The 12,596-nt window shown below is 73.5% G+C and carries 13 protein-coding genes; 8 read left to right on the top strand and 5 right to left on the bottom strand.

The features are described from left to right. Window positions 1-64: 64 nt before the first annotated feature. A complete protein-coding gene (locus ACVMYR_RS21035) occupies window positions 65-1,009 on the top strand; it encodes an acyltransferase domain-containing protein (protein WP_396788364.1) in 945 nt (314 codons plus the stop codon). Window positions 1,010-1,037: 28 nt separating this feature from the next. Here ACVMYR_RS21035 and ACVMYR_RS21030 read toward each other — a convergent pair whose 3' ends face one another. Continuing rightward, window positions 1,038-2,042, bottom strand: a complete 1,005-nt coding sequence (locus ACVMYR_RS21030; protein WP_396788365.1) for an LLM class flavin-dependent oxidoreductase — start codon at window positions 2,040-2,042, stop codon at window positions 1,038-1,040. Window positions 2,043-2,216: 174 nt separating this feature from the next. On the opposite strand from ACVMYR_RS21030, the gene ACVMYR_RS21025 reads away from it, so the two are divergent. Both ACVMYR_RS21025 and ACVMYR_RS21020 read left to right on the top strand, forming a co-directional pair. Next, window positions 2,217-3,026 carry an SDR family NAD(P)-dependent oxidoreductase gene (locus ACVMYR_RS21025; protein ID WP_077937358.1) on the top strand — a complete coding sequence of 270 codons (810 nt, stop codon included), beginning with the start codon at window positions 2,217-2,219 and terminating at the stop codon, window positions 3,024-3,026. Continuing rightward, window positions 3,023-3,991: an aldo/keto reductase gene (locus tag ACVMYR_RS21020; protein ID WP_396788366.1), complete on the top strand. Its 969-nt coding sequence runs from the start codon at window positions 3,023-3,025 to the stop codon at window positions 3,989-3,991. Before ACVMYR_RS21025 ends, ACVMYR_RS21020 begins: the two co-directional genes overlap by 4 nt. A gap of 34 nt (window positions 3,992-4,025) precedes the next feature. On the opposite strand, the gene ACVMYR_RS21015 is transcribed toward ACVMYR_RS21020, so the two are convergent. From ACVMYR_RS21015 to ACVMYR_RS21000, 4 genes are read right to left on the bottom strand one after another with little or no spacing between them, the layout of a single operon-like run. Next, window positions 4,026-4,580 (bottom strand): AAA family ATPase, encoded by a 555-nt coding sequence (locus ACVMYR_RS21015; protein ID WP_077937360.1) that lies wholly within the window; start codon window positions 4,578-4,580, stop codon window positions 4,026-4,028. A 48-nt stretch (window positions 4,581-4,628) separates the two neighbouring features. Then, complete coding sequence (locus ACVMYR_RS21010; RefSeq protein WP_457122499.1) at window positions 4,629-6,407, bottom strand: FtsX-like permease family protein; 1,779 nt, start codon at window positions 6,405-6,407, stop codon at window positions 4,629-4,631. Window position 6,408: 1 nt separating this feature from the next. Beyond that, on the bottom strand, window positions 6,409-7,152 hold the full coding sequence (locus ACVMYR_RS21005; protein ID WP_077937362.1) for an ABC transporter ATP-binding protein: 744 nt from the start codon (window positions 7,150-7,152) through the stop codon (window positions 6,409-6,411). A gap of 34 nt (window positions 7,153-7,186) precedes the next feature. After that, window positions 7,187-7,726, bottom strand: coding sequence for a PadR family transcriptional regulator (locus ACVMYR_RS21000; protein ID WP_457122498.1), 540 nt, complete (start codon window positions 7,724-7,726; stop codon window positions 7,187-7,189). Between the two features lie 82 nt (window positions 7,727-7,808). Here ACVMYR_RS21000 and ACVMYR_RS20995 point away from each other — a divergent pair, with 82 nt between their 5' ends. The 5 genes from ACVMYR_RS20995 to ACVMYR_RS20975 all read left to right on the top strand — a co-directional run bounded on the left by ACVMYR_RS20995 (window position 7,809) and on the right by ACVMYR_RS20975 (window position 12,555). Further along, window positions 7,809-8,411, top strand: coding sequence for a class I SAM-dependent methyltransferase (locus ACVMYR_RS20995; protein ID WP_457122541.1), 603 nt, complete (start codon window positions 7,809-7,811; stop codon window positions 8,409-8,411). Between the two features lie 217 nt (window positions 8,412-8,628). Continuing rightward, window positions 8,629-9,651 (top strand): extracellular solute-binding protein, encoded by a 1,023-nt coding sequence (locus ACVMYR_RS20990; RefSeq protein ID WP_457122497.1) that lies wholly within the window; start codon window positions 8,629-8,631, stop codon window positions 9,649-9,651. Beyond that, window positions 9,648-10,562, top strand: a complete 915-nt coding sequence (locus tag ACVMYR_RS20985) for an ABC transporter permease (protein WP_457122496.1) — start codon at window positions 9,648-9,650, stop codon at window positions 10,560-10,562. Before ACVMYR_RS20990 ends, ACVMYR_RS20985 begins: the two co-directional genes overlap by 4 nt. Then, window positions 10,559-11,395 (top strand): ABC transporter permease, encoded by an 837-nt coding sequence (locus ACVMYR_RS20980; protein WP_457122495.1) that lies wholly within the window; start codon window positions 10,559-10,561, stop codon window positions 11,393-11,395. Before ACVMYR_RS20985 ends, ACVMYR_RS20980 begins: the two co-directional genes overlap by 4 nt. Continuing rightward, entirely contained in the window at window positions 11,392-12,555 is a 1,164-nt protein-coding gene (locus tag ACVMYR_RS20975; protein ID WP_457122494.1) for an ABC transporter ATP-binding protein, read from the top strand. The genes ACVMYR_RS20980 and ACVMYR_RS20975 overlap by 4 nt, the downstream gene beginning before the upstream one ends. Window positions 12,556-12,596: the final 41 nt, after the last annotated feature.

Here is a 12,596-nt window from a genome sequence, read left to right as displayed (position 1 = left end):
CTGTCGCGCGGGCCGGTCGTCGCCGGCCTGTCGCGGCGGCCCGGCGGCCGGTAGCGTCGTCGGCGTGGATGTCGCCGCCATCGCCGCCCGGCTCGGGGTGCCCGTCGAGGACGTCGAGCGCGTGCACCGGCTCGCCGGGGACGGGCCGTCGGCTCCGCTGCCCGCCAGGGCCGACGCGCCCGCGATCCTCGACCGGCTCGCGGTGCCCCCGGACGACGCCGCCGAGATCATGGCCGGCTGGCCGGACGCCGGCTCTCCGCTGTGGACACCCGAGCTGCGCTGGCTGCTCGACCGCTCGACCGCCCTGGTCCGCGCAGATCTCGGGGGGCACGGCTGGCTGTCGCCCGGCCCGGCGCTGCCCCGCGACCGGGGTCCCGCCTGGCGGCACCTCTACGGCTACGCCTACCTGGCGCTGGTCGACGTCGTCCGGGGCTACCACCGCGACCACGGCATCGCCGAGGCCGTGTCGTGGACGACCCTCGCGGACCTGGGCCGCAACCTCGCGGTCGACCGGCGGATGCGCGGCGAGGGCTGGCCGGTGATGCAGAGCTGGCTGACGCTGCACGTGCGCGGCGGCCTCTACGAGCTGGGCCGGTTGCAGCACCACCGGGGCGACGGCGCGATCGGCCTGCACATCCCCGACTCGGGGCCGTTGACCCCGGAGGCGGTCGCGGCGTCGCTCGACGAGGCCCGCGGATTCTTCCCGCGCCACTTCCCCGACGAGCGCTACACGGCGTTCGCCTGCGGCTCGTGGCTGCTCGACCCGCAGCTGCGGGAATACCTGCCCGAGAGCTCCAACATCGTGCGGTTCCAGCGGAGGTTCGAGCTGGAACCCTACGAGGAGCCGGAAGGGCTCGACGCCGACGTCGAGGTGCTGCGGTTCGTGTTCCGCACCCTGACCACGCCGCTGGACCGGCTGCCGCGCCGCACCGCGCTCCAGCGGGCGGTCGTCGACCACCTGACGGCCGGGCGTCACTGGCAGTGGCGGCAGGGCCGCTTCCCGCTCTAGGCCGTCCGGCGCTTCCCGGCGGGCGGGGTCAGCGTGCCGGGCGCCAGCCGAGCAGGGGGCCCAGCCGGGTCGCGATGTCGGTGAGCAGTTGCACGTAGTCGGCGTGGTCGAAGGTGAAGGGCAGGGCGAAGGCCACCTCGTCGACCTCCCGGAACGCGGCGAGGGCGGTCAGTTCCTCGGCGATCCGGTCGGACGGCCCGATCAGGTCGCGGGCGAACACCATCCGCTGCGGCCCCTGCGGCGCCGCCGTCCGGGGGGCGCGCCGACGGACGTACTCCTCGTAGCGGGCGCGCTGCTCGGCGGTGGCGCTGTCGGTGGGAATGACCACCAGCCCCTGCGACACCCGGGCGGCGGGCCCGGCCGGGTGGTGGGCGCGGTACGCGCGGATGTGCGCGAGTTGGATGTCGTCGAATTCGGTGGCCTCCTCGGCCTTGACCACGCTGCTGGTCAGCAGGTTCATGCCCTGCTCGCCGGCCCAGCGCGCCGACCGGAGGCTGCCGGCGCCGTACCACATCCGGTGGATCAGGCCGGGGGAGTACGGCTGCACCCGGCGGGAGTACGCCTCGAATCCCTCGACGCCGTCGAGGTCGCTGGCCGGCTCCCCGCGTACGAGGTCGAGCAGCCGACGGACCCGGGTGTGGCCGAAGTCCTCGGCGTCGCCGGTGTCCGGATACAGTGCGTGCCGTACCCGGTCGTAGTGCATCGGCGGGCCCACGCTGACCCCCGGGTTCAACCGGCCGCCGGAGAGGACGTCTACCGTGGCCAGGTCCTCCGCGAGGCGGAGCGGGTTCTCCCAGCCGAGCGGGATGACTGCGGTGCCGAGCTCGATGCGGCGGGTGCGCTGCGTGGCGGCCGCGAGCACGGCCACCGGCGAGGAGATGCCGAACTGGAGGTGGCGGTGGCGCACCCAGGCGCTGTCGAAGCCGAGCTGCTCGCCGAGCTCGATGAGGTTCAGCGTCGCCTCGTGGCCCGCCAGGGGATCCGCCTCGTCGAAGAGGCCGATCGTGAGGAAGCCGAGCTTGTGCAGGGACACTGGGGTCTCCGTCGCTGGTGGGGGAGGGCGTCACCACGATAACCCCCCTGGGTCATGGGAAATGGGCGACCGGTGGTGACTGCGGCGCCGGGGTTTCGGTGCGATGCTTCGACAGGAGACGATGAGCGACCACGCCGGCCGGGACGGCCGCGTCCGGACCGAGTGGGGAGAGTCATGACCGGCGAGTTCACCGGACTGACCGCCGTGGTGACCGGCGGTGCCTCCGGCATCGGCCTGGCCACCGCCCGCATGCTCGCCGGGCGGGGGGCGGCCGTCGCCTGCCTCGACCTGGACCCGTTCGGGGTGCCGGCCCCGCTGCACGGCCTGCGCTGCGACGTCACGAGCGACACGTCGGTGACCGAGGCCGTCGCCGCCGCGGCCCACCACCTCGGCGGCATCGACATCCTGGTCAACAACGCCGGCGTCGGCGCGCAGGGGTCCGTCGAGGCGAATCCGTCCGACGAGTGGCACCGGGTCTTCGACGTCAACGTGGTGGGCATCGTCCGGGTCACCCGGGCGGCCCTGCCCCACCTGCGGGCCTCCGCCTGCGCGGCCGTCGTCAACACCTGCTCCATCGCGGCGACCGTGGGTCTGCCCGACCGGGCGCTCTACAGCGCCACGAAGGGCGCCGTGCAGGCGTTGACCCTCGCCATGGCCGCCGACCACGTCGCGGAGGGGATCAGGGTCAACTGCGTCAACCCGGGCACCGCCGACACCCCCTGGGTGCGCCGGCTGCTCGACTCCGCCGCCGACCCGGCCGCCGAGCTCGCCGCCCTGCGGGCCCGCCAGCCCATGGGCCGGCTGGTCGCCGCCGACGAGGTCGCCGCCGCGATCGCCTACCTGGCCAGCCCGCTGGCCGCCTCCACCACCGGGACCGTGCTCGCCGTCGACGGCGGCGTGCACGGCCTGCGCGTCCGGCCGGCCGCCGCCGGAGGCCCCCCGCCGAGCACCCACCCCCGACCCGGCAACGAGGAGACGTCATGAGGACCACCCGCCTGGGGCGCTCGTCGGCCCCGGTCACGACAGTGGGGTTCGGCGCGGCCGGGATCGGCAACCTGTACCGGGCGGTCGACGACGACACGGCCCGCCGGGCGGTCGAGGCCGCGTGGCAGGCCGGCATCCGCTACTACGACACCGCCCCGCACTACGGCCTCGGCCTGTCGGAGCGCCGGCTCGGCGCGGCGCTGGCGGGCCGGCCCCGCGCGGAGTTCACGGTCTCCACGAAGGTCGGCCGGATCCTGGTGCCGTCGCCGCAGACCGCGCACCTGCGCGACGACGCCGGCGGGTTCGACGTACCCGCCGACCACGCGCGCCGCTGGGACTTCAGCGCCGACGGGGTACGCCGGTCGCTGGAGTCCAGCCTCGCCCGGCTGGGCCTCGACCGGGTGGACGTCGTGCTGATCCACGACCCGGACGAGCACTGGCGGCAGGCGGTCGACGAGGCGTACCCGGCCCTGCACGAGCTGCGTGACCAGGGCGTGGTGGGCGCGATCGGCGTCGGGATGAACCAGTGGCAGATGCTGGAGCGGTTCGTCACCGACACCGACATCGACGCCGTGATGCTCGCCGGCCGCTACACCCTGCTCGACCAGTCGGCAGCGCGTACGCTGCTGCCCCGGTGCCGGGAACGGGCGGTCGGTGTGCTCGCCGCCGGGGTCTTCAACAGCGGCATCCTCGCCACCGAGCCACCGGGACGGACGTACGACTACGGGCCGGTGCCGGACGCGACGTACGCCAGGGCGGTGCGGATCGCGCAGGTGTGCCGCGCGCACGGGGTGAGCCTGCCGCAGGCGGCCATGGCCTTCGTGGCGCGGCATCCGGCCGTCGTCTCCGTGCTGTTCGGCGCGGGCAACGCCGAACAGGTCGACCGCAACGTGCAGCTCGCCGCCACGCCGGTGCCCGACGCCCTGTGGGGCGATCTGCTGGCCGAGGGGCTCATCGACCCGTGACTTCCCCTCCGTGCGGCGTGCGGGCGGCAGCGCCTCATCGGCCGGCGTTCACGAAGGCGGCGATCTCGTCGAGCCCCGGGCGGTAGCCGTCGCTGGTGTCCACCTCGATCTCGGGCACGGCGAGCCGGACGGGTTGGAAGCCCCGGTGGCCGAGGGCGTGGGTCTGCCGGTCACCGAGGTACGCGTCGGCGTGGGCCCGCCGGGTCGCGTTCTCGTCCTGCCGTCGCCGGACGCGGTCGAAGGCCGCCTGCGCGGTGACCTGGCAGTGCACCACCCGGACGTCGGCGATCCCGAGCAACGGCTGCAGGCCGGGGCGCCAGAGGCGGTCCTGGAAGGCCGCCTCGGCGACCGTCGTGACGCCTGCGGTCAACAGCAGCCGCAGCACCTCGAAGAACGTGGGCAGGGTCCGGAGGCTCAGCTCGTCGGTCGGTGCGGCGACGAAGTCGCCGGCCGCGTGGACCATGCCCTCCTTGATCTCGTCCCGACAGATCGCCGGGCACCCGATCCGCCGGGCGAGCAGGTGGGCGAGTGTCGTCTTGCCCGCCCCCGACGGTCCGCTGACGACGACGAGCGTCGGCCTTGTTCCCATCAGGTCGTTATAGCTCAACCGGGTGCGGCGGGCCGTCGCGACGGCCGGTCAGGCCGGGGTGGACCGCAGGACGTCGGCGACGGGCCGCCGCCCGGCGGCCAGGGCGGGGACGGCGGCGAGCGCGGCGACGGCGAGCAGCACCGCGCAGGCCATGGCGAGCAGCCAGGAGACGGGTGCGTACCGCTGCTCGCCCGCGCTGACGACCAGGTACAGGCCGATGCCGGCCGGGACCCCGACGGCGACGCCGAGCGTGGCGGGGAGGAGTTGCGCCACCGCCATCCCCATGGTCACCTGCGCCGGCGTGGCACCGAGCGTGCGGGCGACGGCCAGGGGGTGGCGGGCGTCGAGGACCGCGGTCCAGGTGCTCACGACGGCGTTGACCAGCCCGAGGACGCACAGCACGCCGATGACGAGCAGCATGGCCTGGATGGTCCGGGCGTCGCGGGGGTTGGCCAGCTCCGCCCCGCCGAGCCCGACCTGCCGGTCCTGCCGCAGGCCCATGAGCAGGGCGGCGAGGCCCGTCGTGGTGATCAGGGTGTTCACCATGACGAGGCGGGCGCGGCGGGGGCGGCGGGCGTTGACGCGTACCCCGATCAGCAGGGCGGTGGGCATCCGGCGGGACAGCCAGACGCGCCATCCGCGCCGCCGGGGTGGCGTGGCGGCGTCGGCCAGGGCGTGGACGGTGTCGGTGGTGGCGGCGCGGAGCACGGGCGCCAGCGTCGCCGCGGCGGCGATGGCGAGGGCGAGGGCGGTGCCGGCGACCACGGCGCGCAGCCCGGGTGGCGGGGTCCCGGTGGCGCCGAGGAGCCCGGCGCCGGGGTCGGTCAGCGCCGGCGCGGCGAGCCAGCCGGCGGCGAGGCCGGTGCCGGCGGCGGCGAGCCCGACGACGAGGTGTTCGGCGAGGTGGACGGTGGCGACCATGGCCGGTCCGGCGCCGACGGCCTTGAGCAGCCCCACCCGGCGACGCTGGTCGGCGATGCGGCCGGCGACGATGTTGGCGACGCCGACCACCGCGAGGGCGGTGAGCAGCCAGCTGCCGACCAGCAGGGCCAGCCGCGCCCCCGTGACGAGCCTGCCGTTCGCCTCGGCGATCCCTGTCCAGCTCGTGTACTCGATTCCGTCTTCGCGCTTGTGGGTGAAGGAGGTGCCGACGTGCGGGTCCGCGTATCTAAGGTTCAGGGCGTACGACAGGGGCCGTGCGCCGGCCAGCGCCGAGATCTCGCCGCGGTCGACCCACACCAGGCCGGCGCTCTCCGTCAGGGGGCTGCCCGCATCGGCGCGCCAGTCGGCGCGCGGGTAGACGGCGCGGGCGGCGGTCACCGCGGTCCCGACCACCCGCAGGGGGTGGCGGTCGATGCTGACCGTGTCGCCGATGCGCATGTCGAGGGCGGCGGCGAAGGCGTGCTCGACGACCACGCCGCCGGGGCGTACCCAGGTGCCGCCGGTCACCGCCGGCCGGTCCAGGGTCGCCGGGGAGTCGTCGCGGCCCTGGACGACGGCCTGCACGGTCCGGCCTCGGGCGGTCAGCATCAGATAGCCGATCGGGTACGGTCCGCTGTGCGCGGTGACGCCGGGCGCGGTGGCCAGCGGCGCGAGGGCGGCCAGGGCTGCCGGGCCCGACGCGGCCGGCGTCGCCACCACGTCGGGGCCGGCGGTGGCGGCCCGGGTCCGCTCGTACGGCTTCGCGAGAGCGTCGTTCAGGGTGAGGCCGAGGGTCAGGGTCGCGGTCGCGGCGCTGATGGCGAGCAGCAGCAGTGCGGTCTCGACGCGGCGTCGGCGCAGGTCCCGCGCCAGCAGCCGACACACGAGCAGCAGACGCCCCGTCATCTCAGCGCCCCCCGCCGTAGACGGTGCCGGTGCCCGCGCGGCCGGCGGTGCCGGCGGCGAACCGGCTGTCGTCGGCGAACGCCCCGTCCCGCATGGAGATCACCCGGTCGGCGACCGCGGCGATGCGCGCGTCGTGGGTGACCACCACCAGGGTCTGCCCCGCCGCGCGCAGCTCCTCGAACAGCCGCAGCACCTCCAGGGTGGCGGCGCTGTCCAGGTTTCCGGTGGGCTCGTCGGCCAGCACGACCAGCGGCTCGTTGCTCAACGCCCGGGCGATCGCGACCCGCTGCCGCTGCCCGCCGGACAACGCCGACGGCAGGTGCCGGGCGCGGTCGGCGAGCCCGACCCGGTCCAGCAGGTGCAGGGCGCGTTGCCGGGCCCGGCGGGGAGACCGCCCGGCCAGCAGCGCGGCCAGCTCGACGTTCTCCACGGCGGTCAGCTCGTCCATGAGGTGGAACGACTGGAAGACGAAGCCGATGTGCTGTCGCCGCAGCCGGGCGAGGGCGCGTTCGCTCATGGCGTCGACCCGCTGCCCGGCCAGCACGATCTCGCCGTGGGTGGGGCGTTGCAGCCCGCCGAGCAGGTGCAGCAGGGTCGACTTGCCGCAGCCGCTGGGACCCATGATGGCCAGCGTCTGCCCCGCCGGCACCTCCAGGTCGACGTCGTCGACCGCGCGCACGAGGGCGCTGTCCCGGCCGTACCACCTGCTCACCGCGCGGGCCCGCAGCACCGCCGGCCCGGTCATGCGGCGCCACCCGGCGTGCCCCCGCTGCCCTCGGTCATCGCTTTCCCTCCTGCCCGGCCTGGTCACGCCCGGTCCAGGTCCGCTCGCACGCTTCCAGCCACTCCAGGTCGGCCCGCAGCCGCAACACGACCCCCTCCAACAGCAACCCGACGACCGGGTCCACCGCCCGGTCCAACGCGGCCCGCTGGGCGTCGCGCAGGCGGCGCAGCATCTCACGCCGCTGCGCGTCGACCAGATCCACCGGGTCGGCGAGCCGGGCGGCAGCGGCGGCCACCAGCTTGAGGTGGAACTCGGTGAGGTCGGGCCTCGGCCAGTGCACCTCGGCCAGCCAGGCGGCGACCCGCTGCTGCCCGGCCGGGGTCAACGCGTAGACCCGGCGGTCGGGCCGGTCCGGCAGCCCCTCCACGCGCTGCGAGGTCACCAGCCCCGCCTTGGCCAGCCGGGTCAGCGTCACGTAGATCTGCCCCGCGTTCATCGTCTCGCCGAGGGGGCCGAGCGCGGCCCGCAACCGGCTGCGCAGGTCGTAGCCGTACGCCGGCTCCTTGGCCAGCATGGCCAGCACCACGTCCTGCACCCGGCCCCACCCTTCGTAGACCGGTAATAGATAACTGTTAGCTATCGGGGGTGTCAAATCGCCCTAGGGTGGGGTGGTGGACATGGGACAGGTCCGGCGGGCGTACGCGTCCCTGGCGGAGCTCTACATCGGACTGTTCGGGACGACGGGACAGGTGCACGCCGACGATCTCGCCTTCATCGAACGCCACCTGGCGGGCTGCCCCGGCCCGGTGCTCGACCTGGGCTGCGGGCCCGGCCACCTCACCGCTCACCTCCGCTCGCTGGGCGCCGACGCGACAGGAGTCGACATGGTCGGCGAGTTCGTCGACCATGCGCGGGCGGCCCACCCGGGCGGCCGGTGGCTGCTCGGGTCGATGGAGAGGCTTGCCATCGCCGATCACCGCGTCGCCGGCATCCTGGCCTGGGGTTCGGTGATCCACCTGCCGCCGCCGGACCTCGACGGCGTGCTCGCCGAGTTCCGGCGGGTCATCGCCCCGGGCGGGACGTTGGTGGCCGGCATCTTCGTCGGTGACGAGGTCGCCGCCTTCGACCACAAGGTCGTGACCGCCTGGCGCTGGCCCGTCGACGAGTTCTGTGCGCGGCTGGCGCGCGCCGGCTTCACGGAGGTCGAGCGCCTGCATCAGCCCGGCGACGCCGTCCGCCGGCCGCACGCCGCCGTCGCGGCGGTTGCCACGGGACGGTGAGCGCGCCGGCGCGCTCTCGGCCTGTCGTAGGTCAGCGGCTGCGCCAGGAGCGACGCGAGGAACCGGCGCCCCGCGCGGGCCCGTTGAAGTGCGCAAACCTCAGGTGTTGACTCCCTCGGACGGCGTGTGCTTAGGTGTGTAACTAGTTACGTGAAACTAGTTACATCACTCCTTCAGAGGGGCGCACAACATGAGAAGGTCACTCCCCGTCGCGCTCATGTTCGGACTTCTTTCCGTCACGCTCGCCGCCTGCACCTCGACGAGCGTCGACGACGGCGCGGGCGACGTCCTGCTCGTCGAGGGCTACGGCGCCGAATACCAGCAACTCTTCGAGGAGACCATCGCCAAGCCGTTCACGGAGAAGACCGGGATCCGCATCCAGTACACCGCCGGCGGATCCGCGTCGGAGCAGTACGCGGCCATCCGGGCGTCGAAGGGGAACCCGGGCTTCGACGTGGCCGTGATGACCAGCATGGAGCTCTACCAGGGCGGCATCGACAAACTCCTGGCCGAAGTGACCCCGGAACAGGTGCCCAACCTGGCGAACCTGCCGCCGAAGCTGCGCGAGCACACGTATCGAGCCGGGGCCATCCAGGAGGTCCAGCAGGTGGTGCTCATGTACGACAAGAAGACCTTCGCGCAGCCGCCGACGAGCTGGAACGTCATGTGGGAACCGCGCTACCGCTCCGGCACGCTGATCTTCAACCCGGCGAACGTCCTGGGTGTCTACGCGATGCTCAACGCCGCAGAACTCGACGGCGGCGGGATCGACGACACGGCCCCCGGCTTCGCGCGGATCACCGAGCTGGCGAAACACGCGCTCGCCACGCCGCAGGCCTCGGCCGAGGCGGTGCCGTTCATGCAGAAGGGCACCGCGACCGCGTTCCCCTACTTCGACGGGCGGGCAGCCATCTACGCGCGGACCACCAACTACGACTACACCGTCCCCAGGGAGGGCACCTACGCGCTGCTGGGTGCACTGGGCATTCCCGTCGGCGCCGCCCACAAGGAGGCCGCCTACTCGTTCGTCGACTACTGGCTCTCCGCGGACGTCCAGCGCCGCTGGGCGCTGGCCTACCACGTGGGGCCGGCGATCACCGGCCTGGACTTCCCGGCCGAGTTCGCCGCCAAGCACATCACCACGCCCGAGCAGCTCGAGAGAACCAGGATCGCCGACGCGGCGAAGGTCATGCGGAACCGGACCGCGTGGGGACAGCAGTGGGCGGAGGCCGTACGGTGACGGCGTCCACGGCGATCCCGCCGGCTCGAAGCCCCAGCCGGCCCTCCACCACTGCCACGCGAGCCGGCTTCCGGTCGGCGTTCCCGTGGCTGGCCCTGCCCGCGACGGTCTGGGTGCTGGCGACCTTCGCGATCCCGACGGCGATCCTCCTGGCCAGCAGCGTCCTCACCTACGACGGCGCGACGCTGACCGGCCCGCTCACGGCCGCCAACTACGCCGAGCTGTTCGGCAACGGCTACTTCCGGTCCGTCCTTTGGGAGACGGTGTGGATGTCGGGAACCGTGGGCTGCGTCTGCATGACGGCCGGGCTGTCGGTCGCGCACTTCCTGGTCCGGTCGGCATCCCGGTTGCGGACACTCGTCCTGCTCATCGTGATCTCACCCCTGGTCTCCAGCGTCGTCGTCCGGACCTACGGATGGCTGGTCCTGCTCCAGGACGACGGCCTGGTCAACAAGGCCCTGCTCGCAGCCGGGCTGATCGACTCGCCGGTACCCCTCATCGGTTCCCGGTTCGCGGTGATCCTCGGTCTCGCCCACGTTCTGCTGCCCTTCGCGGTGTTCACCGCCATGTCGAGTTTGCAGAGCGTCGACCCCCGCCTGGAGTTGGCCTCCCGCGATCTGGGCGCCGGCCCCGTGACGACGTTCTACCGGATCACCCTGCCGCTGATCCGCCCGGGCCTGATCGCCGGCTTCACCCTGACCTTCGCGATCAGCCTCGGCGCCTACGCCTCGGCCGCAGTGCTCGGCGGCGGGCGGGTGCAGACCCTCGCCACCTTGGTGCGCGACCGGATGGTGGTCAGCCTCGAATGGGGACAGGCGGCGGCGATCTCCGTGGTCATCCTCGCGGTCGGCGCGGTGACCGTCTCGGCGTTGCTGGTGATCGGCCGCCGGCCCCGGGGGAGGCTCGGATGAACACCCGGGTGCTCCGTGCCGCCCTCCGGCACCGCGGTACGTGGATCGTCCTGCGCGGCGTGCTGCTCGTCCTGATCCTCGGGTTCATCGCCGTGCCGATGCTCATGGTGGTCTGGACCTCGATCCAGCCCGACACCTACCCGGCTTTCCCGCCCAGCGGCCTGTCGCTGCGCTGGTGGAGCGCGGCGCTGACCCGGGAGTGGCTGCTTCCGATGGCCCTGTCGGCACAGGTGGCCCTGGGATCCGCCGTGTGTGCGCTGGTGTTGGGGTCGGCCGCGGCCTACACCCTGGCCCGGGACACCGGCCGCGGGAGGCGGTTCCTCGAGGGGTTCCTCGCGGCCCCACTGCTGCTGCCCGAGATCGTGATCAGCCTCGCCGTGGTCCAACTCGTCTCCGTGCTCGACGCGCGGCGGCTGATCGGACCGGTCCTGCTGGTGGCGACGCACGCGCTGATCGGGATCCCCTTCGTGCTGCGGACGGTCGGGGTCAGCCTGCTCGGCGTCAACCCGGTCTGGGAACGGGCCGCCCGCGACCTCGGGGCCTCGGCCTGGCGGGCCTTTCACACGGTGACGCTGCCGCTGATGCGGTCCGGGATGTTCGCCGGAGCCCTGTTCGCGTTCATCGTGTCCTTCAACAACGTCGAACTGTCGCTGTTTCTGACCTCCCGGGACGCGAACACCCTGCCCATCCGGCTGCTCCAGTACATGGAGTACCAGTATTCCCCCACCCTGGCCTGCGTGGCGGTGACGAGCGTCGTCGGCATCTGCGCGATCGCGGGTGCGGCCTCCCGGTTCGTGCGCCTGACCGACTTCATCCACGGAGAATCCACATGATCGCACCAACGCGAACCAGCGCCGAGCCGTCGGCTCGCGCGTCCGAGGCGGCGGCCTCCGGCGGCTTCGGTGTCGTCCTGCACAGCATCCGGAAGCAGTTCCGGGCATCGGTGGCCGTCGACGACCTGAACCTCGACGTGCGTCCCGGCGAGTTCCTGACCCTGCTGGGCCCATCGGGCTGCGGCAAGACGACGACGCTGAACATGATCGCCGGGTTCCTCACCCCGGACCGGGGGCGGATCCTGCTCGACGGGCAGGACGTCAGCCGGCAGCCGCCGGACCGGCGCGACACCGCCATGGTCTTCCAGCAGTACGCGCTCTTTCCACACCTGACCGTCGGGCAGAACGTCGGTTACGGGCTCAGGATGCGCCGGCGGCGTCCGGAGGAGATCCGGACGCTGGTCGCGGACGCCCTCCAGCGGGTCGGCCTGGCCGGTCGCGAGGGGGACGCACCCGGCCAGCTCTCGGGCGGGCAACAACAGCGCGTCGCGTTGGCGAGGGCGATCGTCGTCCGGCCGAAGGTCCTGCTCTTCGACGAGCCGTTGTCCAACCTGGACCTCAAGCTACGCGAGCAGCTCCGCCTGGAGATCAAGCACCTGCAACGCGAACTCGGCATCACGTCGGTGTTCGTCACCCACGACCAGACCGAGGCGCTGGTGATGAGCGACCGGATCGCGGTGATGCGTGCGGGACGCATCGAACAACTCGGTACGCCCGAGCAGATCTACCACGACCCGGTGAACTCGTTCGTGGCCGGCTTCGTGGGCCAGTCGAACCTCGTCACCGGCACCTGCACGGGTGCCGGGCCCGGTGCGGCCGAGTGCACGGTGCGGCTGCCCGGCGCGGCGCACCCCGTCCGCGCGCGGGTCGTGGGGGCGGAGGCTCCCGAGACCGGGGCGTCCGTGCAGCTCCTGCTGCGACCGGAGGCGCTGCGGCTCGTCGGTCCCACCGATCCACCCGCCCCGGCCGGCGTCACGCTCGACGGCCGGGTGACGGAGGTCGTCAACGAGGGCAGCGTCGCGACCGTCGTGGTGCGGGTCGCGGAGGCGCTGCGGCTGCGGGTGGCCGTGCCCGACCCGGGCAGCCGGGGGATCCCGGCCCCGGGCGGCGAGGCATCCGTCGTGATCCCGCCGGGCATCGCCCGTGCGCTGCCGAGCTGACCACCGGCCGCCCCGCTGTTCCCCGTCAGCGACCCGACCTG

It is taken from the genome of Micromonospora sp. PTRAS2, from assembly GCF_054052245.1.
The sequence above is the reverse complement of the archived record's forward strand: the minus strand, read 5'-3'. Positions and strand labels throughout refer to the sequence as shown.